This is a genomic window from Kitasatospora sp. NPDC006697, from assembly GCF_042869935.1.
In the GTDB taxonomy this organism is placed as follows: Bacteria; Actinomycetota; Actinomycetes; order Streptomycetales; family Streptomycetaceae; genus Kitasatospora.
This window is the reverse complement of the sequence record NZ_JBIAGU010000005.1, coordinates 175232-200498: the sequence shown is the minus strand read 5'-3', so window position 1 is coordinate 200498 and position 25267 is coordinate 175232. Positions and strand designations below refer to the sequence as shown.

General features: G+C 75.5%; 20 protein-coding genes and 1 riboswitch. Of the genes, 3 read left to right on the top strand and 17 right to left on the bottom strand.

Going from position 1 to position 25267, the window contains the following annotated elements; translation table 11 throughout:
* Positions 1-143: 143 nt before the first annotated feature.
* From ACFYNO_RS09730 to ACFYNO_RS09655, 16 genes are all read right to left on the bottom strand, one after another.
* A complete protein-coding gene (locus ACFYNO_RS09730; protein WP_388008121.1) occupies positions 144-614 on the bottom strand; it encodes a PH domain-containing protein in 471 nt (156 codons plus the stop codon).
* A 25-nt stretch (positions 615-639) separates the two neighbouring features.
* Positions 640-1485 carry an ATP phosphoribosyltransferase gene (gene hisG, locus ACFYNO_RS09725; protein ID WP_388008118.1) on the bottom strand — a complete coding sequence of 282 codons (846 nt, stop codon included), beginning with the start codon at positions 1483-1485 and terminating at the stop codon, positions 640-642.
* A gap of 62 nt (positions 1486-1547) precedes the next feature.
* Positions 1548-1820 carry a phosphoribosyl-ATP diphosphatase gene (locus ACFYNO_RS09720; RefSeq protein WP_388008115.1) on the bottom strand — a complete coding sequence of 91 codons (273 nt, stop codon included), beginning with the start codon at positions 1818-1820 and terminating at the stop codon, positions 1548-1550.
* Between the two features lie 356 nt (positions 1821-2176).
* Complete coding sequence (gene ribH / locus ACFYNO_RS09715; protein WP_388008112.1) at positions 2177-2659, bottom strand: 6,7-dimethyl-8-ribityllumazine synthase; 483 nt, start codon at positions 2657-2659, stop codon at positions 2177-2179.
* A gap of 37 nt (positions 2660-2696) precedes the next feature.
* The gene (locus ACFYNO_RS09710; RefSeq protein WP_388008109.1) at positions 2697-3953 is read right to left on the bottom strand and encodes a bifunctional 3,4-dihydroxy-2-butanone-4-phosphate synthase/GTP cyclohydrolase II; all 1257 of its coding nucleotides are present in this window, start codon (positions 3951-3953) and stop codon (positions 2697-2699) included.
* On the bottom strand, positions 3950-4591 hold the full coding sequence (locus ACFYNO_RS09705; protein ID WP_388008106.1) for a nicotinamide riboside transporter PnuC: 642 nt from the start codon (positions 4589-4591) through the stop codon (positions 3950-3952). The genes ACFYNO_RS09710 and ACFYNO_RS09705 overlap by 4 nt, the downstream gene beginning before the upstream one ends.
* Positions 4588-5271 carry a riboflavin synthase gene (locus ACFYNO_RS09700; RefSeq protein WP_388008103.1) on the bottom strand — a complete coding sequence of 228 codons (684 nt, stop codon included), beginning with the start codon at positions 5269-5271 and terminating at the stop codon, positions 4588-4590. The genes ACFYNO_RS09705 and ACFYNO_RS09700 overlap by 4 nt, the downstream gene beginning before the upstream one ends.
* Positions 5272-5445: 174 nt before the next feature.
* Positions 5446-5573: riboswitch (FMN riboswitch) on the bottom strand.
* Between the two features lie 137 nt (positions 5574-5710).
* Positions 5711-7237: an FAD-dependent oxidoreductase gene (locus ACFYNO_RS09695; RefSeq protein ID WP_388008100.1), complete on the bottom strand. Its 1527-nt coding sequence runs from the start codon at positions 7235-7237 to the stop codon at positions 5711-5713.
* 4 nt (positions 7238-7241) lie between these two features.
* Positions 7242-8471 carry a cytochrome P450 gene (locus tag ACFYNO_RS09690; protein WP_388008097.1) on the bottom strand — a complete coding sequence of 410 codons (1230 nt, stop codon included), beginning with the start codon at positions 8469-8471 and terminating at the stop codon, positions 7242-7244.
* Positions 8468-10051, bottom strand: coding sequence for an FAD-dependent monooxygenase (locus ACFYNO_RS09685; RefSeq protein WP_388008094.1), 1584 nt, complete (start codon positions 10049-10051; stop codon positions 8468-8470). The genes ACFYNO_RS09690 and ACFYNO_RS09685 overlap by 4 nt, the downstream gene beginning before the upstream one ends.
* A 15-nt stretch (positions 10052-10066) precedes the next feature.
* Positions 10067-13054, bottom strand: a complete 2988-nt coding sequence (locus tag ACFYNO_RS09680) for a ferritin-like domain-containing protein (protein WP_388008091.1) — start codon at positions 13052-13054, stop codon at positions 10067-10069.
* Positions 13055-13103: 49 nt separating this feature from the next.
* Positions 13104-14543 (bottom strand): flavin monoamine oxidase family protein, encoded by a 1440-nt coding sequence (locus ACFYNO_RS09675; RefSeq protein WP_388008088.1) that lies wholly within the window; start codon positions 14541-14543, stop codon positions 13104-13106.
* A 94-nt stretch (positions 14544-14637) separates the two neighbouring features.
* Entirely contained in the window at positions 14638-15828 is a 1191-nt protein-coding gene (locus tag ACFYNO_RS09670; protein WP_388008085.1) for a DUF6777 domain-containing protein, read from the bottom strand.
* A 223-nt stretch (positions 15829-16051) separates the two neighbouring features.
* Complete coding sequence (locus ACFYNO_RS09665) at positions 16052-16969, bottom strand: serine/threonine-protein kinase (protein WP_388008082.1); 918 nt, start codon at positions 16967-16969, stop codon at positions 16052-16054.
* A complete protein-coding gene (locus ACFYNO_RS09660; protein ID WP_388008079.1) occupies positions 16966-17499 on the bottom strand; it encodes a hypothetical protein in 534 nt (177 codons plus the stop codon). The genes ACFYNO_RS09665 and ACFYNO_RS09660 overlap by 4 nt, the downstream gene beginning before the upstream one ends.
* A gap of 19 nt (positions 17500-17518) precedes the next feature.
* Entirely contained in the window at positions 17519-19864 is a 2346-nt protein-coding gene (locus ACFYNO_RS09655) for an FHA domain-containing protein (RefSeq protein ID WP_388008076.1), read from the bottom strand.
* 185 nt (positions 19865-20049) lie between these two features.
* On the opposite strand from ACFYNO_RS09655, the gene ACFYNO_RS09650 reads away from it, so the two are divergent.
* Together ACFYNO_RS09650 and ACFYNO_RS09645 are read left to right on the top strand one after the other, a co-directional pair.
* On the top strand, positions 20050-21690 hold the full coding sequence (locus ACFYNO_RS09650) for a CoA transferase (RefSeq protein WP_388008073.1): 1641 nt from the start codon (positions 20050-20052) through the stop codon (positions 21688-21690).
* Between the two features lie 37 nt (positions 21691-21727).
* Entirely contained in the window at positions 21728-23308 is a 1581-nt protein-coding gene (locus ACFYNO_RS09645; RefSeq protein ID WP_388008070.1) for a class I adenylate-forming enzyme family protein, read from the top strand.
* Between the two features lie 7 nt (positions 23309-23315).
* Here ACFYNO_RS09645 and ACFYNO_RS09640 read toward each other — a convergent pair whose 3' ends face one another.
* Positions 23316-24167 carry a helix-turn-helix transcriptional regulator gene (locus ACFYNO_RS09640; protein ID WP_388008067.1) on the bottom strand — a complete coding sequence of 284 codons (852 nt, stop codon included), beginning with the start codon at positions 24165-24167 and terminating at the stop codon, positions 23316-23318.
* A 174-nt stretch (positions 24168-24341) separates the two neighbouring features.
* Here ACFYNO_RS09640 and ACFYNO_RS09635 point away from each other — a divergent pair, with 174 nt between their 5' ends.
* Positions 24342-25196, top strand: coding sequence for an NAD-dependent epimerase/dehydratase family protein (locus tag ACFYNO_RS09635; protein WP_388008064.1), 855 nt, complete (start codon positions 24342-24344; stop codon positions 25194-25196).
* Positions 25197-25267 lie beyond the last annotated feature (71 nt).

The following is a 25267-nucleotide window of genomic DNA, read 5'->3' as shown; positions in this document are numbered from 1 at the left end:
GGGGCACGGCGGCGTGGCTACTACCGGACGGATCGTCCATCGAGGGAGGGAGTCACTCCTCAGGTCGCGGGCGGGAGGCGCGCAGGGCTTTTTGCCCCGGCTTTACCAGCGTAGACGATACCTGTTCGAATGCTCAGGACGGGTCAGGCGTGCGCCGGTTCGCCGGCCGCGCCGTGCAGCTCCACCAGGTCGCGCAGCTGGACGGCGGCCCGGATGGCCTGCTCGCGGCCGCCGCCGGGCTGGATGCCCATGGCGGCGAGCGAGGTGCCGTCGGCCAGGTCGAGGGTGGCCCAGGGGTCGCCCTGGCGCAGGTTCACCCGCAGGATCTCCGCCCAGGCGAGCTGCCGGGAGCGCAGGTGGTTGACCACCAGCACGCCTTCGGCGCTGGCCACCACCCGGGGGCGGGCCAGCATCAGGCCGACGGCGGAGAAGCACAGGCCGAGCATGACCAGCATCACCCGGTCGTTCAGCTGCCAGCTGGGCGGGAGCACCAGCGCCATCCCGACGAAGACCGCCGCCAGCACCGCACTGGCCGTCAGCAGCACCGCGCGGCTGCGGCGGGGCAGCCAGGTGACGGGCAGGGCGGGCGGGGTCGACGGGACGGGGCCGGTCATGGTGCTGGTGCTCCTGGCGGATCGGTCAGAGACGGCAGGCGTGGATGTTGGTGACCAGGACGCCGCGGGCGCCGATCGCCCAGAGGTCGTCCATGATCCGCTGGGCCTCCTTGCGGAGCACCATCGAGCGGACCGCGACCCAGCCCTCGGTGTGCAGCGGGGAGACGGTCGGCGACTCCAGTCCGGGGGTCAGGTTGACCGCCTCGGAGACCTTCTCGGCGCGGATGTCGTAGTCCATCAGCACGTAGCGGCGGGCCACCAGCACGCCCTGCAGCCGGCGCAGGAACTGCTCGACGGCGATGTCGTCTCCGGCGCCCTTGGGCCGGATCACCACGGCGTCGGAGACCAGGATCGGCTCGCCGAAGACCTCCAGGCCGGCGTTGCGCAGGCTGGTGCCGGTCTCCACCACGTCGGCGATCACGTCGGCGACGCCGAGCTGCACCGCGGTCTCCACCGCGCCGTCGAGCTTGGTGACGGTGGCCTGCACGCCGTGCTCGGCCAGGTGCTGGGTGACCAGGCCGGTGTAGGAGGTGGCGATCCGCAGGCCCTGCAGGCCCTGGACGTCCTTCGGCGAGCCGGCCGGGCCGGCGAACCGGAAGGTGGAGCCGGCGAAGCCGAGCGCCAGCACCTCGTCGGCGTCGGCGTTGGAGTCCAGCAGCAGGTCGCGGCCGGTGATGCCGATGTCCAGGCGGCCGGAGCCGACGTAGACCGCGATGTCGCGCGGGCGCAGGAAGAAGAACTCGACCTGGTTCTCCGGGTCGACCAGGACCAGTTCCTTGGGGTCCTTGCGCTGGCGGTAGCCGGCCTCATGGAGCATCTCCGCCGCGGGACCCGAGAGCGAACCCTTGTTGGGGAGGGCGATGCGCAGCATGGGAGGAAGATCCTTCGTTGGGTGCCGGTACGGGCGTTGGCGGGTGGGTCGGGCCGGTGGGATCAGAGGTAGGCGTAGACGTCGTCGAGCGTCAGCCCGCGCGCGACCATCATCACCTGGAGGTGGTAGAGCAGCTGCGAGATCTCCTCGGCGGTCTGCTCCTTGGTCTGGAACTCGGCGGCCATCCAGACCTCGGCGGCCTCCTCGACCACCTTCTTGCCGATCGCATGGACGCCCTGCTCGACGAGCTGGGCGGTGCGGGAGGTCGCGGGGTCGCCGGTGGCGGCCTTCTGCTGGAGCTCGGCGAAGAGCTCCTCGAATGTCTTCGAAGCCATGATGGGTCACACCTTACGGGGTCCGGCCGGACGGATCGGCCGACGTCCCGGACAGTGGACACCGGGGTGGACGTCCGGCGCCGGCCGTATCGCCTGAACGGTACCGGCCGGGGGGCCCCGCCCCCCCCCCCGGGCCCCCCCCGGGGGGGCCCCCCCCCCGTGGGGGCCGCGGGCGCGGGCGCCCCCGCCGCCGGGGCCGCCCCCGCTGCCCAGGCGCGGCCCGCGCCCCGCCCGCCCCCCCCCCCGCGCCCCCGCGCCCCCCCCCGCCCCCGCCGGGCCCCCCCCCGCGGGGCCCGCCCCCCCCCCCCCGCGCGCCGCCCCCCCCCCCCCCCCCCCCCCCCCCCCCCCCGGGGGGATCACGCCAGTGTGCGGAGCGCGGCGGCGGTCGCGACGGCGGCGGTGACCGCCTCGTGGCCCTTGTCCTCGGCGGAGCCGGGCAGGCCCGCCCGGTCGATCGCCTGCTCCTCGTTGTCGCAGGTCAGCACGCCGAAGCCGACCGGCACGCCGGTGCGCACCGAGACCTCGGTGAGGCCCACGGTGGCGGCCTGGCAGACGTAGTCGAAGTGCGGGGTGCCGCCGCGGATCACCACGCCGAGGGCGACCACGGCATCGAAGCCGGCCCCGGCGAGCCGGGCGGCGGCCACCGGCAGCTCGAAGGTGCCGGGGACCCGCAGCACGGTCGGCTCCTCGATGCCGAGTTCCTTGAGGGCGCGCTCGGCGCCGTTCAGCAGGCCGTCCATCACCTGGGTGTGCCACTGGGCCGCGACCACCGCGACCCGCAGTCCGGCGGTGTTCTCGACGGTGTCGACAGTCAGCACCGGGGCGCCGTGACCAGCCATGTCTCTCGTTCTCCTTGGTGTGGTGGGCTTGCGGGCGTCAGCCGACGAGCCACGGCAGGTCGTGGCCCATCCGGTCGCGCTTGGTGAGCAGGTAGGCCAGGTTGTACCGGCCGGCCTGCACCGGGATCGGCTCGCGGGCCTTGACCTTGAGGCCGTGCTCGGTGAGCGCGGCCTGCTTGTCCGGGTTGTTGGTGAGCAGGGTGAGCGAGTGCACCCCGAGGTCGCCGAGGATCTGGGCGCCGGTGCTGTAGTCCCGGGCGTCGGCGGGCAGGCCGAGCTCCAGGTTGGCGTCCACGGTGTCCCGGCCGCGCTCCTGCAGCTGGTAGGCGCGCAGCTTGTGGCCCAGGCCGATGCCCCGGCCCTCGTGGCCGCGCAGGTAGACCACCACCCCGCGGCCGGCGGCGGCCACCTGCTCCAGCGCCGCGGTGAGCTGCGGGCCGCAGTCGCAGCGCAGCGAGCCCAGCACGTCGCCGGTCAGGCACTCGGAGTGCACCCGGACCAGCACGTCCTCGCCGTCCGGCAGCCGGCCGTCGGCGTCCAGCCCGCCGGCCACCAGGGCGACGTGCTCGGTGCCGTCCAGCAGGTCGCGGTAGCCGACCGCGGTGAAGTCGCCGTGCACCGTGGGCAGCGAGGTGACGGCCACCCGCTCCACCTGCATCTCGGTGCGGCGGCGGTAGGCGATCAGGTCCTCGATGGAGATGATCGCCAGGCCGTGCTCGCGGGCGAACCGGACCAGCTCGGGCAGCCGGGCCATGGTGCCGTCGTCGTTGACCACCTCGCAGATCGCGGCCGCCGGCGGCAGGCCGGCCAGCCGGGCCAGGTCCACGCCGGCCTCGGTGTGGCCGGGGCGGACCAGCACCCCGCCGTCCATCGCGCGCAGCGGGAAGACGTGGCCTGGTCGGGTGAAGTCCTCGGCGGTGGAGGCGGGTTCGCCGAGCAGCCGGATGGTGAGCGCGCGGTCCACGGCGGAGATGCCGGTGGACTCCACCTCGCGGGCGTCGACCGAGACGGTGTAGGCGGTGCCCTTGCGGTCCTGGTTGACCCGGACCATCGGGGGCAGGCCGAGCCGGTCGGCGTCGTCCTGGGTGACCGGCACGCAGATCACGCCGGAGGAGTAGCGGATGGTGAAGGCGAGCAGTTCGGGGGTGGCGGCGGTGGCCGCGAAGATCAGGTCGCCCTCGTTCTCGCGGTCCTCGTCGTCCACCACGACCACGGCGCGGCCGGCCGCGATGTCGGCGATGGCCCGCTCGACCGGGTCCAGGGTGAGGTCGAGGTCGTGCACCGTGGCGCTCATACCGGGGCTCCCTGCAGCGTGGGGGTGGTGGGGGTGGCGATCCGGGTGCGCAGCCACCAGGACCGCAGGCCCAGCAGCACCAGGACGAAGTAGACGAGGTAGACGGTCCCGGAGAACGGCAGGCCGCTGTTGAAGGCGAGCGGCACGCCGACCACGTCGACCGCGATCCAGGCGAACCAGAACTCCACCCAGCCGCGGGCCTGGGCCACCATGGCGGCCATCGTGCCGACGAAGATGTAGGCGTCGGCCCAGGGGGACCAGGAGAGGTTCCAGTGCTGGAAGACCAGCGCCACGACGGTGGTGGCGACGGCGGTGCCGAGCACCAGCAGGCCGCGCTCGGTCCAGCCGGCGAACCGGATCCGGATGTCGCCGTCCTGGCGCAGGCCGCGCTGCCAGCGGGTCCAGCCCCAGATCGAGGCGGCGATCACCACGACCTGCTTGCCGGTGCCGCCGGCCAGGTGGGCGGAGAGGTTGGCGCTGATCAGCACCAGGCCGGAGAGCAGCTGGACCGGCCAGCTGAGCACCGAGCGGCGCCAGCCGAGCGCCAGGGCGGCCAGGCCGAGCAGGTTGCCCAGCACGTCGTTCCACTTGAACTGCTGGCCGAGTACGGCGAAGGCGTTGTCGTTCAGCCAGTTCACGAGGCGTCCCGGGCGGTCTGGACGCGGGTGTCCTGAGCGCGGGTGTCCTGGGCGCGGTCGCCGAGCAGCCGCTCGACGTACTTGGCGAGCACGTCCACCTCGAGGTTGACCGGCTCGCCGACCTGCTTGGCGCCGAGCGTGGTGAGCGCCAGGGTGGCGGGGATCAGGCTGACGGAGAACCAGTCCTCGCCCGCCTGGACGACGGTGAGGCTGATGCCGTCCACCGTGATCGAGCCCTTGTCGACCAGGTAGCGGGCGATGCTCGAGGGTAGCGAGAAGCGCAGCACCTCCCAGCGCGGGCGGCCCTCGGTGTCGAGTTCGCCCGGGGCGCGGGAGAGCAGTTCGCCGGTGGCGTCGACATGGCCCTGGACCAGGTGGCCGCCGAGCCGGGCGCCGAGCGCCATGGCCCGCTCCAGGTTGACCGGGGAGCCGGGCCCGAGCGCGCCCAGGCTGGACCGCAGCAGCGTCTCGGCCATCACATCGGCGCTGAACTCGCCGTTCTCCTCGGCCAGTTCGTCCGGGCTGTCGACCACCGTGAGGCAGACGCCGTTGACCGCGATGGAGTCGCCGTGCCGGGCACCGGTGGAGACCAGCGGGCCGCGCAGGCGGATGCGCGAGGAATCCCCGTACTCCTCGATGGAGACGACCTCGCCGAGCTCTTCGATGATGCCGGTGAACACCCGGGTTCTCCTCGCGCTTGGAGCGCGGTTCCGGGGTGTGGCAATGGGAAGGCGACTACGGGTGCGGACAAGGGGCAAGCGGGGAAGGCGGGTTGGGCGTGGCCCAGCCCTCGGTTCCGGACACGGCTCCCCGGGGGAAGACGCGCCTGCTGCCGTCGTGCCTGTCGAACCCGTCGCGCACGCCTCCCATCCGGACTTTAACCGTCGGTCCAGGAGTTTCACCTGGTCAACCGGCCGCTGGCTGCGGACGGGTCGCGGACTGTAACCGCCGGTTCGGAATTACACCGACCCCGGAGTGCGCTGAACGTCACTGCTTAGTGCAGTGGACTCATCATGCCATGATCCGCAACTGGCGCGGGAGGGGGCCCGGCTGTGCTCTCTTTCACTCCGGCGGCGGGAATGCGGGTGCGCCCGGCCGCCCTCGCCGCACGCCCCGGCCTCAGCGGCGCACGAACCACCGGCCCAGGTAGGCCGCCACCTCCTCCGGACGGCTCGCGCCGAGCGCCAGGTGGCCGTCCGGGCGCACCAGCACCAGCGACTCGGGCGGCAGCAGCCGGCCGTGCCCCTGGGAGGGCGTGACGGCCCGGGTGCGGACCGGCACCGGGTAGCCGGCCAGCAGCCGGGCCAGCTGCGGGTCGGCCGGCCCGGTGGTCACCCGCAGCAGCGTCCAGTGCTGGTAGTCCAGCAGCGCGTGCAGCCGCCGCCAGCCGCCCTCGGACCAGACCGGCAGGTCGGGCAGCCGCTCCCCCGCCCCGCTGCCCACCGAGAGCGGGCTCTCCCGGTGGTGCATCTCCAGGTCGCTCAGCCGGCTGCGGATCCCCGCGGCGGCCCGCCGGCTGCGCACCAGGTGCGGGCCGAGCAGCCGCATGCCGAGCAGGGTGAGCCGGCCGGCGGGCAGCTCCATCCGGTCCCGCGAGGTCTTGCGCATCACCCGCAGTGCGGTCAGCCGCTGCTCGCTGGAATACGTGTCCAGCAGCTCGGGCCGGGCCCAGCCGCGCTGCACGCTGGCCAGCTTCCAGGCCAGGTTGTGCGCGCCGCGCAGGCCGGTGTTGAGTCCGTGCGCGGCCACCGGCGCCCACAGGTGGGCGCTGTCGCCGGCCAGCAGCGCCCGGCCGCTGCGCAGGGTGCGGGCGAACCGGTCCTGGAACCGGGCCCGGTTGGTCCACGGCGGGTCGGTCGGCCGCAGCCGCAGGTCCGGGTCGTGGGTGACCCGGGCCAGGTAGTCGCGCATCTCCTCCAGGGTGGGCGGGGTGAGCGGGCGCCGGTCCGGGTCGCCGGTGAAGCCGTAGAACCGGTAGCCGCCGCCGGGCCGGGGCGCCGCGCCCGCCGACATCCCGTGCTCCAGGAACATGTAGGTGTGGCCGGGGAGGTACGGGTAGCGCCAGTCGGCGAGCGCGTTGAACTGCACCACCCGGAGGTTGGCCCGCGGCCCGCCGTCGAACGGCAGCCCGAGGGTCCGGCGGACCAGGCTGTGCGCGCCCTCGCAGCCCACCACCCAGCCGCAGCGCAGGGTGCGCACCATGCCGTCCGGGCCGCGGGCGGCCACCTCGGCGCCGTCCGGCCCGACCTCGACGCCGACCGCCTCGGTGGACCAGTCGACCGCCCCGCCGACCTCCCGCAGCCGTTCGCCGAGCAGCCGTTCCATGGCGTCCTGCTCGATCGAGAGCGGGCGCGGGTAGCGGGTGCCGGGCGCGGCCATCGAGAGCACGCCGAGCGGGCGGCCGCGGACCACCAGCTCCGAGCTGTGCAGCGGGATGCCGTGGGCCACGAACCGCTCGGCGCAGCCCAGGTCGGCCAGCACCTCCAGGGCCCGCTGCCAGACCACGCCGGCCCGGGCCTGCCGCTTGGACCGGTCCTCCTTCTCCAGCACCGCCACGTCGAGCCCGTACTGCCGCAGGCCGATCGCCAGCGCCAGGCCGGTCGGGCCGGCGCCGATCACCACCACGTCGTGGGCGTTCTCCGACACAGCGTCAGCTCCTCTGCAGCAGCAGGCGGGACGGTCCGTGGAAGACCAGGTCCCGGGCGTACCGGACCGGTTCGGCGGTGCGGGTGGAGAGGGCGGGGACGGGCAGCCGGCCGAGCAGCGCGGCCAGGCCGATCTCGGCCTCGGCGCGGGCCAGCGGGGCGCCCACGCAGTAGTGGATGCCGGTGCCGAAGCCGCAGTGCCGGTGGGTGTCGCGGGCCAGGTCGAGCCGGTCGGGGTGCGGGAAGTGGGCCGGGTCGCGGTTGGCGGAGCCGAGCACCAGCACCACCTTGCTGCCGGCCGGCACGGTCCGCCCGCCCAGCACGTCGGCCCGGGCGGCGTGCCGGGTGATCATCTGCACCGGCGGGTCGTAGCGGATCAGCTCCTCCACGGCGGCCGCGGCGACCAGCGGGCGGGAGCGCAGCGCGGCCAGCTGCCCGGGGTGGGCGAGCAGGGCGAGCAGGCCCTTGGCGAGCAGGTTGGTGGTGGTCTCGTGGCCGGCCGTCAGCAGGTGCACGCAGGTGCCGACCAGGGTGTCCTCGGGCAGGTCGGTGCCGTAGCGGAGCATCAGGCCGATCAGGTCGCCGCGCTCGGCCCGGCCGGGGCGGCGCAGTTCGGCGCGGAAGTAGGCGTCCAGCTCGCCGGCGGCGGCCTCGGCGACCGCGAAGCCGTCGGCCCGGCGGCCGGTGCGGGCGCTGGTGGCCTGCTCCAGGTCGAGCGCCCGGGCCCGGAACCAGTCGCGGTCCTGTTCGGGGACGCCGAGCAGTTCGCTGATCACCAGCACCGGCAGCGGGGCGGCGAATCCGGCCACCAGGTCGGCCTCGCCCTCCTCGCGGATCCGCACGGCCAGCTCCTCGGCCAGCCGGGTGGCGATCCGCCGGATCCGCGGGCGGAGCACCTGCACGGTGCGCGGGGTGAAGCTGCGGGCCACCAGGGCGCGGGCCCGGGTGTGCGCGGGCGGGTCCATGAAGACCATCCAGTTGGCCACGGTGCGGCGCAGGTGCGGGCAGTCCGGCGGGATCCGGGCGGGGGCCGGGCCGCGCAGGTACTCGCGGCGGCCGGAGAGGACCTGGGACACCTCGGCGTGGCCGAAGACGTACCAGCTGCCGTCGGGGGCGAGGTGCACGGGCTCGGCCTCGCGGTAGCGGCGGTAGTGCGGGTAGGGGTCGGCGATCGGCACCTCGGCGGGGCGGAAGCCGGCGGCCGGGACGGCGGGGTCCTCGGTGGGTGCGCTCATCGGGCGCCGCCGCGCACGGTGTCCGCCAGCGCGCCGGGATCGGCGGGCAATTCCTGGGCCCGCCAAGCGACATGGCCGTCCGGGCGGACCAGCACGTAGCGGTCCGGGTAGACCGCCGCCCGGGTGGTCTGGAACGGGATCTTCCGCTCGCCGAAGGCCCTTGCCACGCCGTCGAGTTCGCTGCTCGGGGTGACCAGGCGGTAGTCCCGGCCGTAGTGGTCGAGCACCGAGGCGCCGTCCGGCAGCCAGGCGTGCGGGGCGCGGGCGCCTGGCAGCGGGGTGCTGCGCCAGTCCGCGTCCGGCCGCTCGGCCGGGTCGGGGACGATCAGCGGGGAGCGGTAGCGGTAGCCGAAGTGCACGTCGGGGGCGTCGAATTCGCCGCGTACCTCGCTGCGGCGCAGGCCCTCGGCCAGGGTGGCGCGGGCCTGCTCGCCGGCCGGGGAGTCCAGCAGCAGCTCCATGGGCAGCTCCCGGCCCAGGGTGCGGCGCAGGTTGCGGTTGGCCTCGGTGAGGCTGCGCTCGGCGACCGGGCGGCGTTCGGTGTCGTAGCTGTCCAGCAGTCCGGGCCCGGCCCAGCCGGCGAGTTCGCCGGCCAGCTTCCAGCCGAGGTCGGCGGCGTCCGCCAGGCCGGTGTTCATGCCGAAGCCGCCGGAGGGCGAGAGGGTGTGCGCGGCGTCGCCGAGCAGCAGCACCCTGCCGTGCCGGAACCGGGCGGCCACCCGGTGGGTGAGGTGCCAGACGTTCTCGGAGAGCAGTTCCAGCGGGGTGTCCAGGGCGATCGCCGAGCGGACCAGGCTCAGGCCGTCGGCCAGGCTGTCCTCGGCCACCGTGAGCCGGTACAGCTCGCGGCCGTCCATCGAGCGCAGCGGGTAGCGCAGGCCGGGCGGCTGGGTGAGGAAGAAGACCAGCGCCGAGCGCTCGCCCAGCTGTTCGCGCAGCCGGGGGGCGCGGAACAGGATGTTGCGGAAGACCCGGGTCTCGAAGTACTGCGGGGACTCCACCCCGAGCTGCTTGCGCACGGTGGAGGCGGCACCGTCGCTGCCGACCAGGTAGCGGGCGGTGATGGCCAGCGGGGTGCCGTCGGAGAGGTCGGTGGCCCGGGCCAGGACCAGGCCGTCCCGCTCGGCGAAGGAGTCCAGCCGGACCCGGCGGCGCAGCGGCCCGTCCGGGTGGCGGCCCACCGCATCGGCCAGCAGCGGCATCAACCAGTGCTGCGGGCAGACCTGTTCGGGCTCGGGGGTGTACGGCGGGGGGGTCCGGGTGTCGGCGGTGCCGAAGTCGATCCGGTGGATCTCGTGGCCGCCGAGCGCCGTCACCCAGGCGATGTCCAGCGGGTGGTCGCCCGGCCAGCCGGCCGCCCGGACCCGGCCGGCCAGCCCCCAGCGGCGCATCAGCTCCATCGAACGGGGGCCCACGGTGCCGACCTTGGGGTGGCTGACGGTGCCGTCGGCGGCGTCCAGCACCAGGCACCTGACACCCCGGTAGCCGAGGTCGAGGGCCAGGGCCAGGCCGACCGGGCCGCCACCGACGATCAGCACCTCGGTCTCCTGGTGCTCCGGGACTTGTTTCTGACTGCTCATCACATCACCTACCGATCAGGGAGTCTCTGCTTGCTTCCTGAAGCTCTCGGCGTACCAGCCCATCAGCTCGGGCACCTGCGGCGGCGCGGCCGCGCACCGCCGGGCGGCCGCCGCCAGGTGCTCGAAGCGCAGCGCCAGCGCGCGCCGGGCCACGTCCGGGCGGGGCACGAAGCCCGGCACCGACTCGAGTTCGAAGGACGGCCCTGCGGTGCGCCCGGGCCGGCCGGATTCCATCGTCACCAGCCGCTCCCCCAGCGGGCGGAGCAGCCCGGCCATCACGTCGATGGCGGCGTTCATCAGCTTGGAGCGGCGCAGGCTGCCGTCCGGCGCCTCGCCGAAGTGCTGCACCATCAGCTGGCACATCAGCAGGTAGCTGCGGTTGAAGAGGGTCAGCACCTCGCGGGCCGCCGGGTCGGTGACCCGGGCCAGCGCGCCGTCCGGCCCGTCCAGGGTGGGGTTGCGCAGCACCGGGTGGGCGGGCTCCCAGGGCAGCAGCAGGCCGGCCGGGCCCGGCACCCGCTCGGTGGTCAGGGTGTCGGCGATCCGGCAGAAGGTGCGGTGGTGGGAGACCTCCGGGCCGTCGGTGGCACTGCTGCCCCGGCCCTCGCCCTGTTCGGTGATCAGGTCGACGGCGGTGAGCGCGCTGGGCAGGTCGTCCACCTCCAACTGGTAGTCCGGGTGGGCCGAGTCGACCGACTCGCGGAGGAAGAGGTGGTGCTCCCCGCCGCCCCGGCCCGGCTCCACCAGGAAGAGCTCCGGCACCCGCTGCAGCCCGTCCCGGATCGCCGCGTAGAGCGCGCTGATCGAGCCCCAGCCGGTGGGGTTCGCGCCCGGGTCGGGCCGCTCGACGGCGATGAAGCGCTGCACGCTGCCGATGTGCAGCCCTTCGAGGGCGAAGTCCAGCGGCACCGGGAGCCGGGCGCCGATGGTGGCGAAGTCGATCGCGGGCAGGTGGAACGGCTCGCCCATGGCGGTGATGATGTTGTTCACCAGCAGGAAGTGGATCATCTCCTCGCGGGCCACCCCGAAGAGCGCACCGCGGATGCCGTCCTCGGTGTCCGCACCTCCTCCGCCGCAGACCAGGGCGAGTTGGCGCTCCGTCCACGCGCCGCGGCGCAGCAGCTCGCGGGCGGTGGCGTGGGTGGGCAGGGAGAAGGCGGCGTAGAGGTACTGCAGCATCACCGCCAACTCCAGGGCGGCGGCCTGCTGGAGGGCGGCGAGCAGGCGGCCACGGGTGCGGATCGGCTCCGCGGCGGGGGCGGCCGACGGGGGGTGCGGGGTGCTGCGGGCGCGCTGGACGTTGCGCAGGTAGGCCAGCAGCAGGCGGGACTTGGGGGCGGTGAGGTCGCGACCGGGGGGCATGGCGTAGGTCAGACGGCGGTTGCGCGGGTCGCACATCTGCCAGATCAGCTCGGCGTAGGTGGCCACCTTGCACTCGTCGGCGAGGCTGAACACCTCGGCGGACATGAAGGAGGAGGTCTGCTCGTAGAAGGCGAACACCTCGCGGTGCAGGAGGCCGAAGTCCACCTCGCCGTCCGGGACCGCGTCGAGCCGGCGGTCGTCCGGCAGCACCCGGGCAGCCACCAGGCCGGCGCCCGCCCAGAAGCGGTGGGCGTCCTGCTCGTCGAAGTCCTCCGGGTCGCCGGGGCGGGCGTCGAGCAGCAGGCGGCAGCCGCCGGGGTGCGCGCCGCGCAGCTGGAGGGTGGCGTGGCCGCGGTCGTCCAGGGCGAGGGCGCAGGCGGCGGCTGCTGCGGGGCCGAGGGCGAGGGGGTGGGGGTGGGGGTGCGGCTGCCCGCCGCTGCGGGGGTTGGCGCACTGGCGGACCTGCACGGTGCGGGCGGTGGCCGGTGCACCGCGCCAGTAGCCGCGCACGGGGAGGTCGGTGGTGCCCTGGTCGGCGGGGTCGAGCAGGAGGAGGGCTTCGTCGCTCTGCAGGACGAGTTCGCGTTCGGTGAGCCCGTTGAGCCGGAGCGGTTCCTCCGCGGCGGCCTGCCACCCCGGTTCGGCGGGCACGGTGACGATGCCGGAGGTGGTCGTGTCATCGCGGTAGGCGGCGGCGGGCAGGCGGGCGATCAGGCGGCCGGAGGCGGTGCGCAGTTCGAGGTCGCCGAAGTCGGCGAGCGGGCCGAGCGGGTGCAGCCCGTCCGGCCCTGGCCCGGCGGCGCGGGTGGTCGGGGGGATGGCGGTGATGAGGTTGAACTGGGCGAGGCCGTCCGCGACTTGGACGGTGAGGTGGTGGGGCGTCGGCGTCGCGGCGGTCGGCTGCAGCAGTCGCCCGGCGGGGTAGCTGCGGAGCTCGCCGGCCCGCCAAGGCGCGATGGTGCCGCGCAGCCGCCAGCGGTTCGGCGCATCGGGGGCGGTGGGGGTGGCCATGGCGTCGAGCGCGAACTGCACCACCAGCCCGTCGGCCCGCCGGGCGGCCTCGCGCAGCGCCGCGACGGCGGGCGATGTGTCGGCGGCGGGCAGCCAGTCGAGCCCGTCCTCGGTGGCCACGGCGAACTGGTGCACGGCGGCGTACCGGAACGGCGCCTCGGCCCGCACGATCCGCCGGAAGTCCACCCACCGCGGCGGCTGCAGCCCGTGGACGACACCGCTGGCGGCGTACCCCGCGTCGTGCGACCGGCCGCGCCGCCCGAAGGCGAACCGCCCGACCTGGACGGTCATGGTCCACGCACTCGCCGGGTCGACGTCGAAGACGCGCGCGCGGTTGACGGTGGTGCGGAGGTAGGGGTTGTAGTGGCCCCAGACATCGACGGCACTGCCGACGACGGGATCGCGGTGGTCGGGGGCACCGGGGGTGAGCTCGACGGTGGTGACCTCGGCGTCGAACCAGAAGTGGCCGTTGCCACCGTAGTTCCAGCCGTGCTGGGGGGTGGCGGGAGCGGGCGGGGAGGCGCGAACGGTGTGGGTGGTGAAGTCGACAAAGCCACTGCGGAGGCCGGTCGGAAGCCGGGTGACGGCAACGCCCGCGAAGTGCAGCCGCGGCAGATCGAAGACGCTCATGCCGGCGCCCACCGATCGCCCGGAACCCCGGGCAGGAGGCGAGCCCCCCTCACCCCGCCACCCCCGCCCCGCGCCGTCGTGGCTCGGCGAAGTCGCCCACCGCGGCCACCGCCTGCTCCGCCGACTCGATCGCGCCCTCGATCCACGCCGGCGTGCTCGAGCAGTGCTCGCCCGCGAAGAACAGCCGGTGGACCGGGCGCGCCGCGCGCTGCGACTGCTGCACCGCGCGCTGCGGGTCGAGCCCCCACCGGGTGGCGCAGCCGCCGCTGAGCGGGGACTGCCCCCAGGCGGCCGTGGCGGAGCCCAGCACCATGCCCGGCCGCAGCAGTTCGGGGTGGACCGAGGCCAGTTCGCGCACCACCTGGCGGTGCCGCAGCCGCGGTGGTAGCAGGCCCAGGCCGTCCGCCTCCGCGCCGATGGTGTAGGAGGCGAGCAGTGCCGCGCCGCGGCCGGGGGCGCCCTCGACGGGCGGGTAGTAGGTCTGGCGCAGCCGCCCCCCGGTGAACGAGGCGCCGCCGGTGATCCCCGCCCGCTGCCAGAACGGCTCCCGGCAGTGCAGCGCCACCTTGGTCGCCGCGCAGTAGTCCACCTCCCGCAGCACCGCGAGCTTCTCGGCGTCCACCCCCGTCAGCCGCATCCGCCGGACGGTCGGGAACGGCGCGGTGCAGACCACGAAGTCGCTCGGCCTCAGGTACGTCCGCCCGCCGTGCCGGACGTGCAGCACCACCTCCCCCGCCCGCACGTCGATCCGCTCCACCCGGTGCCCGCAGCGGATCGGCCCCTGCAGTGCGCGGGCCAGCCGGTGCGGCAGTTGGTCGAGCCCGCCGGCCAGCCGGTGCAGTCCGGTGCTGGTCTCCAGCAGGATGTCGTCCAGGAATCCGTTCAGCCGGGCGCTGCAGCCGGCCCGGATGCCGGGGTGGTCACGGAAGAGGGCGTGCAGGTCGATCCGCCCGTCGTCGCCGCGCGGCACCCGCTCCAGCCGGTCGACCAGGCCGAGCAGGTGGCAGCGCAGGTCGGTGGCGAGGGCTTCGCGCAGCTCCGGCGGCGCGCTCGCCCCGACGACGGCCGTGAACCAGGCGCCGAACGCCAGGGTGTCCGGCCGGTAGTGGTCGGCGGGTGCCCCGAGCCGGCCGCGCAGTTCGGCCCGGAGCGGATCGGTGGCCTCGCCGATCCGGACGTGTCCGCGCCCGGTGGAGACGAAGGCGTGGGGCTCGGAGAGCAGCGGACGGAATTCGGTGAGCCGGTCGCCGAGGCCCAGCCGGTCGATCCAGCGGAGCGTGCGCCGATGGTGCGCGGGAATCCGCATCGCGCCGAGTTCCACCGAGGGCGCGCCCGGATCGGTGCCGAAACGGTGCGTCAGAATGCGGCCGCCGATGCGCCCGTCGGCCTCGACCACGGTGACCCGGTAGCCGCTCCGCTCCAGCTCGGCGGCGGTCACGAGCCCTGCCATTCCGGCACCGATCACGGTCACCTGACGGCCAGCACGCATCGCGCCACCCTCCAGAATGTTCGGACACGGTGGAATCGCTGACAGTATTTCAGGAATTCCACTCCACTAAACCCGATGGTTCGTCAACGACGGCTCACGGCGAGGCGCTGCCCGCCCCACCGGTGCTTCCCGCGCCGCCGGGGCCGGTGCCCGGCGCGCTGGTCACACCGGCACCACCACCGCCACTGCTGCCGCCGCCGCCCGGAGCGGGCGAGCCGGCGGTGCTGTGCGAGGAGCCGCTGCTCGCACCGGAGGCGGAGGCCGAGGCGGAGCCCGAGGTCGCGGCCGAGTGCGTCCCGGTCCCGGTTCCCGTCGCCGTCCCCGACCCCGTGCCCGTGCCCGTTCCCGTCGTCGTGGCGGTCGGGGAGCTGGTCCGCTGGTCCCCCGTCCCGGAGCCGCCCACCGGCCGGACGAACCAGCCGCCCGTCTGCTGGTCCACCAGCACCAGCGACGGCACCGCCGAGGGCGCGGGGCTGACCGTGACCACCTGGCCGGCGTGGAAGCCCGGCCAGCTGTCCCCGCCGAACTGCGGCGGCGCGGTGTCGGCGGTCGGCGGGGTCAGCGGGTTGCCGCAGGCGCAGCGGGCGCGCGGCACGCCGTGGTCGTCCACCAGCACGGCGCTGCCCGCCTGCAGCACGGACTGGAACGCCGTGGCCTGCCCGTCGACGAAGCCGTGGTTGGTCACCCGGGTGTCGAACCGCAGCACCACGGGGGTGAGGGCGTGCAGGTACTGGGGGATCGCGCTCGGCTCGATACCCTCCACACCTGCCCAGGCCTTGCCCTTGTCGGCGTGGCTGGTGAGGAAGTCGGAGAGTTGCTGCACATCGCAGCTGGCGGCGTGCTCGGTGCCGCCGTAGAGGCCGACCGTGCCGCCGTCGACGGTCCCGCTCCCGTTCGCGCTCGGGCTCGCACCCACGCTCGCACTCGGCGAGGCACCGGCACCACCGCCGCTGGTGGACGCCGCCACGGCGACCGACCCCGTGTACGGATCGCGCCCGGGTGAGCCGACCGCCTGCCCGGTGACCTGCGCCGCCGCCACGGTGCTGTGGCTGCCCGAGGGCTGGCGCTCGACCAGCAGCACCGAGAGCCCGGCGACCACCGCCACGGCGACGCCCGCGACCACCAGCGTGCGGGTCCGCCGCCACCAGGGCTTGCCCGGGCCGCCGCCGCTGCCGCCCGCACCGACCAGCGTCCGGGCCGGCGGCGGGGGCGGGGGCGGCGCGCCCGAGCCGCCCGAAGCACCGGAGGGCACCGACGCCGACTCCGAGGTCGGCGGCTGCGCCACCACCTCCGTGGGCCCGGCCTCCCCGGGCTCCGAGGCCGGCCCGGACGGCGGACCGGACGGCGCGTCACCGGCGCCCGACCCGCCCGCCAACGGTCCGGACGGCGGACCCGAGGCCGACTGCTCGGTTGGCTGGTCTGACGGGTTCTCAGCGCTCACGCCCCATTCTCCGCGTACGCTCCGTCACCCCCGCAACCGCTGCTGCGGTGAACGGGGCAACGGCGCCTCAGCGCCTGCGGAAGACCGGCGCCGCCCAGCCCGGTGGCTCCGGCGGCGCCACCGACGGCACCGCCGCCACCCGCACCGCCTCCCCCGCCCCGCGCAGCGCCGCCGCCAGCTGCGCGCAGCTGGCGTACCGCCGCTCCGGCTCCTTGGCCAGCGCCCGCGCCAGCACCCCGTCGACCCGGGTGCCCAGCCCGGCGGCCGGCGGCTCGTCGTGCAGGTGCGCCCAGATCAGCGCCATGTCGGTGTCCCGGACGAACGGCGGCCGCCCGGTCAGCATCTCCTGCAGCACGGCGGCCAGGCTGTAGACGTCGCAGCGCCCGTCCACCGGCTTGCCGGCGATCTGCTCGGGCGCCACGTAGTCCAGCGTGCCGACGAACTGGCCGACGGTGGTGAACCCGGTGAGCGAGAGCGACTTCTTGGTCAGCCCGAAGTCGGTCAGGTAGATGTGCTCGGGGTGGTCCGGGTCGGTGCCCTCGGCGACCAGGATGTTGCCGGGCTTGACGTCCCGGTGCACCAGGTCGTGGGCGTGCGCGGCGTCCAGCGCGGAGGCGACCTGGACGGCGATCCGGGCCGCCCGCTCCAGCGGCAGCGGCCCCTCGCGGTCCAGCAGCGCCCGCAGGTCGCGCCCCCGCACGTACCGCATCGCCAGGTAGAGCACGCCCTCCGCCTCGCCCGCCTCGAAGATCGGCACGATGTGCGGGTGGTCGATCGAGGCGGCGATCCGGGACTCGTGCTCGAAGCGCTTGCGGAAGACGTCGTTGCGGGCCAGGTCGGGTGCCAGCACCTTGACCGCCACCGTCCGCCCGAGCCGCAGGTCCTCGGCCCGGAAGACCACCGCCATGCCGCCCCGGCCGATCTCCCGCTCCAGCCGGTAGCCGGCGATCCGACGGCCGGTCAGGTCCGACGGGACGCCGCTCACCGGTCCGCGCCGTCCCGCCCGGCGGCCGGGTCGGCCGCGTGCCCGGCGGCCCCGTCCCCGGCCTGCCCGGCGTCCGCGTACGGCACCAGCCGCCGCCCGTCGCAGTAGGTCCAGCGCCGCTCGGCGAGGTCCAGCAGCCAGGCGTCGGTGCCGTCCAGCACGGCGCCGAGCCGCAGCCCGGCGGTCCGCTCGGCGAAGGCGGCGGCGGTCAGCCGGCCCTCAGCCAGCTCGTCCAGCAGCGCCCGGTACTCGGCGAGCGCCGCCTGCAGCCGGGCCAGCAGTGGTCGCGGGTCCTCGCCGGCGGTCAGCTCGCCGCCCTCCGGCGGGTGCGGCAGGCCGAGCAGCAGCCGCCCGTCCAGCCAGGTCTGCCAGCCGTTGGCGCAGGCCACCCTGGCCCAGTCGCCGCGCAGTTCGGTGAGCCGTACCGGCAGCAGCGGGTCCAGCCGGGCGGCCGGGCGGCCCGGGTCCGGCGCCGCCCAGCTGGGCAGTCCGCCCGGCGGCACCACGTGGGTGGGCTCGAAGTCCGTCACCGCCCCGCTCCCCGCTCGCTCACCGCCGCCGCATCACGGCGGGCTCGACCCGGCGCAGCAGCCGGGCGGTGATCAGTCCGAAGAGCAGGCCGAGCACCACCAGCATCCCCATGTCCAGCAGCCAGATGTGCCCGGCGTGCCGGAACAGCGGGTCGGCGGTGAGCGTGCCGGGCACGATGGTGTGCAGGTCCACGGTGGCGGCCATCGCGGCCAGCGCCCAGCGGGACGGCACCAGCCAGGAGAGCTGGTTCAGCCCGGGCACCCCGTTCAGCCGCAGCAGCGCGCCGCAGAAGACCACCTGCACGATGGCCAGCAGCACCAGCAGCGGCATGGTGACCTCCTCCTTGCCGACCAGCGCGGAGACCATCAGCCCGAGCATCATCGCGGTGAACGAGAGCAGCGCCACGGCCAGCGTGATCTCGGCCAGCGGGGGCAGGAACACCCCGCCGCCGCCCTGTGGTCCGAGTCTGACCCCGGCCAGCCCGATCATGGTCAGCACCACCGACTGGAGCACCGTCACCGTGCCGAGCACCACCACCTTGGAGCAGAGGTAGGCGGACCGGGAGAGCCCGACCGCCCGCTCCCGCCGGTAGATCACCCGCTCCTTGACCAGCTCGCGCACCGCGTTGGCCGCGCCGGTGAGCACGCCGCCGACGCAGAGCAGCAGCAGCGCGTTGAGGGCGCTGCTCTGGGTGAGCGTGCCGCCGGCCAGCGCCCGGGTCATCGCGCCCATCACGAACGGCAACGCGATCATGATCGCCACGAAGGTGCGGTCGGCGGTGAGCGCCGTGGTGTAGCGGCGGACCAGGGTGCCGAGCTGGCGGTGCCAGCGCTGCGGGGTGGGCTGGTTGAGCGGTGGCGGTGGCTTGGCGAGGTCGCCGGCCGGGGCCGCCGCCACGGGCGCGGCGTACCGGCGGTACTCGGGCGAGGAGCGGAACTCCCCGGCCCAGTCGCGGTCCTCGGCGGTCTCGAACTGCTCGAAGGCCTCGGGCCACTGCGGGCAGCCGAGGAACTCCAGGGCGTCGCCGGGCGGTCCGTAGTAGGCGGTGCGGCCGCCCGGGGCGAGCAGCAGCAGCCGGTCGCAGAGGTCGAGGCTGAGCACGCTGTGGGTGACCACGACCACGGTGCGGCCGTCGTCGGCGAGCGCGCGCAGCATCTGCATCACCGAGCGGTCCATGCCGGGGTCCAGGCCGGAGGTGGGCTCGTCGAGGAAGAGCAGCGAGGGCTTGGTGAGCAGTTCCAGTGCGACGCTGACCCGCTTGCGCTGGCCGCCGGAGAGGCTGGCGACCACCAGGTCGGCCCGCTTCTCCAGGCCGAGTTCGCCGATCACCTCGCTGACCCGGGCCTCGCGCTCGGCGGGCGCGGTGTCGCCGGGGAACCGCAGTTCGGCCGCGTAGCCGAGGGCGCGGCGCACGGTGAGCTGGGTGTGCAGGATGTCGTCCTGCGGCACCAGGCCGATCCGGCGGCGCAGTTCGGCGTAGTCGCGGTAGAGGTCGCGGCCGTCGTAGCGCACGCTGCCCTGGTCGGCGGGGCGCAGGCCGGTGAGCGCGTTGAGCAGGGTGGACTTGCCGGAGCCGCTGGGGCCGGCGACGGCCAGCAGGCAGCGCTCGCCGACCGGGAAGCTGATGCCGTCCAGCAGCCGGCGCTGTTCGGCGACGGTGACCACCAGGTCGTGCACGTCCAGGGTGATGTCGCCGGTGTCCGCGTACTCCTGGAGTTCGCCCTCGACCAGGCAGAAGACCGAGTGGCCGATGCCGAGCAGGTCGCCGGGGCCCATCGAGGCGCTGCGCACGGCGCGGCCGTTGAGGTAGGTGCCGTTGTGGCTCTCCAGGTCGGTGATCTGCTGCGTGCCGTCGGGGCCGGTGGCCAGTTCGGCGTGGTGGCGGGAGACGGCGAGGTCGTCGACCACCAGGTCGTTGTCGTGCGAGCGGCCGATCCGCACGGTGCGGGCCCGCTCGGGCAGCGGGTAGACGTTGGTGGGCGGGCGGTAGGAGCCGGTGATCGCGGTCAGCGCGGTGGGGCGGGCGGCCTGCGGGGCGGCGGCCGGGGCCAGGGTGAGTTCCACCTCGGGGCCGTCGCCGGGGCTGCCGAACCGGAGCCGGCTGTCCGGTCCGAGGTCCAGGTGGGAGACCCGGTGTCCGCCCAGGTAGGTGCCGTTGGTGCTCTGCAGGTCGTCCAGCTCCCAGTGGCCGTCGTAAACGTGCAGCAGCGCGTGGTGGCGGGAGACCCGGGTGTCGTCGAGCACGATCTCGCAGTCCGGATCGCGGCCGAGGCGGTACGTGCGGCTCGGGTTGAGGACCAGCGAGTCGCCGGCGGTCTGCAGGACCAGCTGCGGCGCGGTGGGCGCGACCTGTCGCTCTCCCATACCTCGACCTTAGCCCGCGGGCGGGGGCGCAGCGATCGGGAGCGGGGCGTCGCCCCGGGGTGCATCACCGGCCGTGATAGCCTCGTCACACAGCGCACACGGGCCCCTATTGCCCCGTGCGCCACGGGAGTTTCACGCTGCGCACGCCGCTATGCACACCGCGGACCCGAGGGGGCCGAACACCGATGCGCGAGTCCACCCTGCCGCGCCCCGCCGCACCGCCGGCCGCCACCACCGCCCCGCTTGCCGGGGTGCCACTGGCGGTGGCCGGGCAGGGACCGGCGGTCGACCTCGCGGTCCGCCAACTCACCCACCTGGGAGCTCAGCTGACGGCCTACCAGCAGCACGGGCCGGCCCTGCTGCGGCTGGGCCGGGGCGCCGAGGCGGTGGAGTGCGAGCTGGACTGGTCCGGCCGGGTCGAGTTGCCGCTGGCCACCGAGGCCGATGTGCAGGCGGCCTGCGGGATCGCCGCCGTGCACGGGCGCCGACACGGGGCGCCGCGGCGGCTCGGCATCGGCTGCGCGGGTGCCGCAGCAGGGGTGTTGGCGGTGCAGGGCCTGCTCGCGGCGCGCTACGCGGTGCTGCGCGGCGCTGCCGGGCCGCGGCGGGTGCGAACCTCGGTGGCGGAGGCGGCGCTGCTCGTGGTCGGGCAGTACCTGGCGGCGGCCACGGCGGACGAGGAGGCCGAGCCGCTGGCGGCCGGCGCCGGTGCGCCGCCGTTCACCAGCGCGGACGGGGTGCGGTTCGAGATCGAGGCGCTGGAGCCCGGCCAGTGGCTGGCGTTCTGGACGGCGCTCGGCGTGGACCGCCGGGTGGTGGGCCGGGGCTGGCCGCCGTTCCGGCTGCGCTTCGCCACGGGGTGCTGCGTACTGCCGGCCGAACTCGAGGCGGCGACAATAGATCTGACGTATCGTCAGCTCTGCTCCGCCGCCGCGGCCGCCGAGGTCAGCATCCTCCCCGTGCGCACCTCGCCGAGCGCGCAGGCCGGCCCCGCCGGCCTGCCGTGGCGGATCAGCCCGTTGGGCCGGGCCGGCGCCCCGGAGCCGCCGGCCGTTCCCGGGGGCCCGCCGCTGGCCGGGCTGCGGGTGGCCGAGATGACCCGGCGGCTGCAAGGCCCGCTGGCCGGGCACCTGTTGGCGCTGCTGGGCGCCGAGGTGACCCGGGTCGAACCGCTCGGCGGCGACCCGCTGCGCGGGGTGCCGCCGATGGCGGGGGCGGTCTCCGCCCGGTTCCACGCGCTGAACCGCGGCAAGCGGGTGCTGGAGGCCGACCCGCGCTCCGCCGAGGGCCGGCTGGCGGTCCGGCGGCTGGTCGCCGCCTCCGGGGTGTTCCTGCACAACCTGGCCCCCGGCAAGGCCGAGCAGTTCGGTCTGGGCGCCGCCGAACTGCTGAATCTCCGGCCCGGGTTGGTGCACGCCTGGGCGGGCGGCTGGGAGGACCGGGGCGCCGGGCCGAGGCCGGTCGGCACCGACTACCTGGTGCAGGCGCGCAGCGGGCTGGCCGCCCTGGTCACCCCGCCCGGGCAGCCGGTCGCGCCGACCCTGATGACGGTGACCGACATCTTCGGCGGCCTGACCGCCGCGACCGGCGTGCTGGCCGCGCTGGTGGCCCGGGCGGCGGGCGGGCCTGGGCAGCGGGTGGAGTCCTCGCTCTGGACGGCCGCTGTGACGCTGCTGGACACCGCCCTCCCGCCGGACACCCCGCCCGCCCGGTTCCCGGCCCGCACCCCCGCCGAGATCGCCCGCGACCCGCGGTTCGCGGGCGCCCTGCTGCGGGACGGCTGCGTGCTGCCGCGCAGCCCCTGGCAGTTCGACCCCTCGGCCTGACACCCGATCCACCCCACCCACCGCTGGAGCCGCCGCCATGACCTGGACCTCCCGCCAGGGCCTCGACCTCCCCGACCGCGTCGGCGCCGAGCAGCGCCGGGCCTGGGCCGCCGAGGGGCACTACCTCGACGTGGACCTCTACCGGCTGTTCCGCCAGCGGGTGCTCGCCCACCCCGACCGGCCGGCCGTGATCGACCCGACGGCCTCCGTCAGCTACGCCGAACTGGACTCCGGCGTCCGCCGGTTCGCCGGCGTGCTGCGGGCCGCCGGGGTGCGCGACCGGGAGATCGTGGCGATCCGGCTGCCCAACGGCTGGCCGGCGGTGGCGGCCGAACTCGCGGTGGCGCTGCTCGGCTCGGTCGCGCTGACCTTCCCCGACGGCCCCGGCAGCAGCGAGGCCCGCTCGCTGCTGCTGCGCTCCCGGGCCACCGCGCTGATCAGCGACCGCCCGTTCGATCCGGCCGGCCTCCCCTTCCTCCGGGCCGTCCTGACGACCGACCGGCTGCTGGCCGGCCGCCTCCCGGCCGCCCCCGCCCCGGCCGCCGAGCCCGACGCGCCGGCCCGGATCCTGGTCTCCTCCGGCTCCGAGTCCGAGCCGAAGATGATCGCCTACTCGCACAACGCGATGGGCGGCGGGCGCGGCAACTACCTGCGCGCCATCTACGCGGGCCAGGACGCGCCGCGCGCCCTGGTGCTGGTGCCGCTCTCCGCCTCCTACGGCTCGCTGGGCACGGTCTCGCTGCAGCGGCACGGCGCCACCCTGGTGCTGCTCGACCGCTTCGACCCGGCCGCCGCGCTGGCCGCCGTCGCCGAGCACCGGATCACCCACCTGTTCGGCGTGGCCACCATCCTGCGCCGGATGACTGCCCACCGGCCGCTACCGGCGGAGGACTTGAGCAGTCTGCGGGCGGTGATCGCGAGCTGCGACGGACTGCCGCCCGAGGTGCTGGCCGCCGCCCTGGAGCGGTTCGGCTGTCCGATCAGCAACCTCTACGGCTCCTCCGACGGCGTCAACTGCCGTGGCGAGTACGCGGCCGCCGGAGCCGAGACCACCACCCTGGCCCGGCCCGACCTGGCGGTCTGCGACTTCGAGGTGCGCGACGACCGGGGCCGCCCGCTGCCCGACGGCGCCCCCGGCGAGCTCTGGGCGCGCGGCCCGATGACCCCGCACTGCTACGTCGGCGCACCGGAGTTGGACGCCGCCCGGCGCGACCCGGGGGGCTGGGTGCGGACCGGCGACCACGGGGTGCTCGACGGCGCGGGGCGGCTGCGGCTGCTGCGCCGCAACAGCGCGGTGATCAAGCGCGGCGGTTACACCATCAGCCCGGCCGAGGTGGAGCGGCACGCCGGCGCGCATCCGGCGCTGGCCGAGGCGGTCTGCGTGGCGGTGCCGGATCCGGAGCTGGGCGAACGGCTCTGCGTCTGCGTGGTCCCGCACCAGGGCGCGGCGGCGCCGAGCCTGGCCGAGCTGAACCTCTTCCTGGCCGAGCAGCGCGGCCTGGAACGCCGCAAGCTGCCCGAGCAGTTGGTCTCGCTGGCGGTACTGCCGCTGGGCAGCACCGGCAAGCTCTCCCGGGTCGAGCTCTCCCGGCTGGCCGCGCGGCGCACCGGCTCCTGAGGACGCGTCAGGAGGTCACACCGGTCATCTGCTGCGAGCCGATCACCCGCAGCAGCTCCAGCCGGCCGGCCGACTCGCTGCCGGGGCGGGCCGTGTAGACCAGCAGCAGCTGGCCGTCCTGCGTGCTGGTCAGCACCTCGCAGTCCAGCTCGACCGGGCCGACCACCGGGTGCAGCACGGTCTTCTGCCCGGAGCGCCGCACCGCCACGTCGTGCCGGCTCCAGAGCTCGGCGAACTCCTGACTGGCGGCGAGCAGTTCGGCGACCAGCTCGGCGGCCTCGGCGTCCTGCGGGTCGGCGGCGCGGATCGCCCGCAGGTTGGCCACCTGGGCCCGGGCCAGCTGCTCGTGCTCGGCCTCGGGGAACCGCGCCCGGGAGGCCGGGTCGGTGAACCAGGTCCAGACCACGTTCCGCTCGCGCGGCGGCAGTTGGGTGCGGTCGCCGAGCAGTGCGATGGCCATCCGGTTCTGCGCCAGCACGTCGCCGAGCCGGGAGACCACCTGGGCCGGGGTGTCGTGCAGCCGGTCCAGGATCAGCAGCAGCGAGGGGCGCAGGTGGGTCAGGGTCCGCCGGGTGCGCGGCGGTTCGTGGCCGGCCAGGTGGAAGAGGTGGTCGCGCTCGTCCTCGCCGAGCCGCAACGCGCGGGCCAGCGAGACCAGCAGCTGCGGCGAGGGCTGCGGCCCGCGGCCCTGCTCGAGCCGGGCGTAGTAGTCCATCGACAGGCCGGCCAGCTGGGCCACCTCCTCGCGGCGCAGCCCCGGGGTGCGGCGCCGGGCGCCGGGCTGCAGGCCGACGTCGGCCGGGACCAGGCGGGCGCGGCAGCGGCAGAGGAAGTCGGCGAGTTCCGTGCGGTCGGTCATGCGCCCAGCATGCCCAGTCGGGAAGCCCCGATCCAGGGCCGGTTTATCCGGGGATCGCCAGTCCCTGGTTGGCGGAGCCGCTGCTCAGCGGGTCTCTCCCGCCGCCGTGCCGGCCCCGGCAGGCTGGTGGCCGTGCCCGGCGGGGAGCGCCGGGGAGCGGACGGGAGAGCGATCATGGCGGGCATTCTGGTGACCGGGGCGACGGGTCGGGTCGGCCGGCGGTTCGTGCCGCGGCTGGCGCAGTGGGCGGGGGCCGGGGCGGTGCGGGTGCTGGTGCGGGACCCGGAGCGGGCCGAGCCGCTGGCCCGGCTGGGCGTCGAGGTGGTGGCGGGCGACCTGCGGGACGCGGGCGACCGGGCCAAGGCGCTGGCGGGCGTGGACTCGGTGGTGAACGTGGCGGCCGCGCTGCGCGGGGTGACGGACGAGGAGGCCTTCGCCGTCAACCGGGACGCGGCAGTGGAGCTGGCCCGGGACGCGCTGGCGGCCGGGGTGCGGCGGTTCGTGCAGACCAGCACCAACCTGGTCTACGCCGGCGGCCTCGGCCGGCCGGCCGTGGAGGAGGACGAGCTGGCGCCGGCCCCGGCCTGGGGCGCCTACGCCCGGTCCAAGGCCGAGGCCGAACTGGCCCTGCGCGAACTGGCTCCGGCGCTGGGCCTGACGGTGGTGCGGCTCGCCTTCGTCTACGGCGAGGGCGACAGCCACCTGCGGGAGTCGCTGCACTGGGCCGGGCACTGGCCGGCCCACCGGCGGCTGCCGGTGGTGCACCACGCGGACGCGGGCCTCGCCCTGCGGCTGGCGCTGGCCCACCCGGCGGCGGCCGGGCGCAGCTACAACGTGATGGACGACGCGCCGGTCTCCGCCCATGAGCTGCACGAGCTGCACGGGGTGCCGCAGCCGGTGGACGCGGCGGAGCAGCCGGCCGGCGACCCGTGGGAGGGCGTGGTCTCCACCGCCCGGCTCCGGGCCGAGCTGGGCTGGCGGCCGCTCTACCCCTCGGTGTGGACCGCGCTGGACGCCGGCGCGCTGTGAGGGGCCCGGCCGGCGGTGCGGCGGCCCCCTGCCCGGGGCCGCCGCACCCCAGCTGACCTGCCGCGCTGCGG

Coding starts and splice junctions, on each gene's coding strand:
- ACFYNO_RS09690 (WP_388008097.1), bottom strand. CDS start 8,471: ATGAGCGCACCCACCGAGGACCCCGCCGTCCCGGCCGCCGGCTTCCGC.
- hisG (WP_388008118.1), bottom strand. CDS start 1,485: ATGCTGCGCATCGCCCTCCCCAACAAGGGTTCGCTCTCGGGTCCCGCG.
- ACFYNO_RS09640 (WP_388008067.1), bottom strand. CDS start 24,167: ATGACCGACCGCACGGAACTCGCCGACTTCCTCTGCCGCTGCCGCGCC.
- ACFYNO_RS09685 (WP_388008094.1), bottom strand. CDS start 10,051: ATGAGCAGTCAGAAACAAGTCCCGGAGCACCAGGAGACCGAGGTGCTG.
- ACFYNO_RS09635 (WP_388008064.1), top strand. CDS start 24,342: ATGGCGGGCATTCTGGTGACCGGGGCGACGGGTCGGGTCGGCCGGCGG.
- ribH (WP_388008112.1), bottom strand. CDS start 2,659: ATGGCTGGTCACGGCGCCCCGGTGCTGACTGTCGACACCGTCGAGAAC.
- ACFYNO_RS09675 (WP_388008088.1), bottom strand. CDS start 14,543: ATGCGTGCTGGCCGTCAGGTGACCGTGATCGGTGCCGGAATGGCAGGG.
- ACFYNO_RS09730 (WP_388008121.1), bottom strand. CDS start 614: ATGACCGGCCCCGTCCCGTCGACCCCGCCCGCCCTGCCCGTCACCTGG.
- ACFYNO_RS09720 (WP_388008115.1), bottom strand. CDS start 1,820: ATGGCTTCGAAGACATTCGAGGAGCTCTTCGCCGAGCTCCAGCAGAAG.
- ACFYNO_RS09645 (WP_388008070.1), top strand. CDS start 21,728: ATGACCTGGACCTCCCGCCAGGGCCTCGACCTCCCCGACCGCGTCGGC.
- ACFYNO_RS09650 (WP_388008073.1), top strand. CDS start 20,050: ATGCGCGAGTCCACCCTGCCGCGCCCCGCCGCACCGCCGGCCGCCACC.
- ACFYNO_RS09655 (WP_388008076.1), bottom strand. CDS start 19,864: ATGGGAGAGCGACAGGTCGCGCCCACCGCGCCGCAGCTGGTCCTGCAG.
- ACFYNO_RS09710 (WP_388008109.1), bottom strand. CDS start 3,953: ATGAGCGCCACGGTGCACGACCTCGACCTCACCCTGGACCCGGTCGAG.
- ACFYNO_RS09680 (WP_388008091.1), bottom strand. CDS start 13,054: ATGAGCGTCTTCGATCTGCCGCGGCTGCACTTCGCGGGCGTTGCCGTC.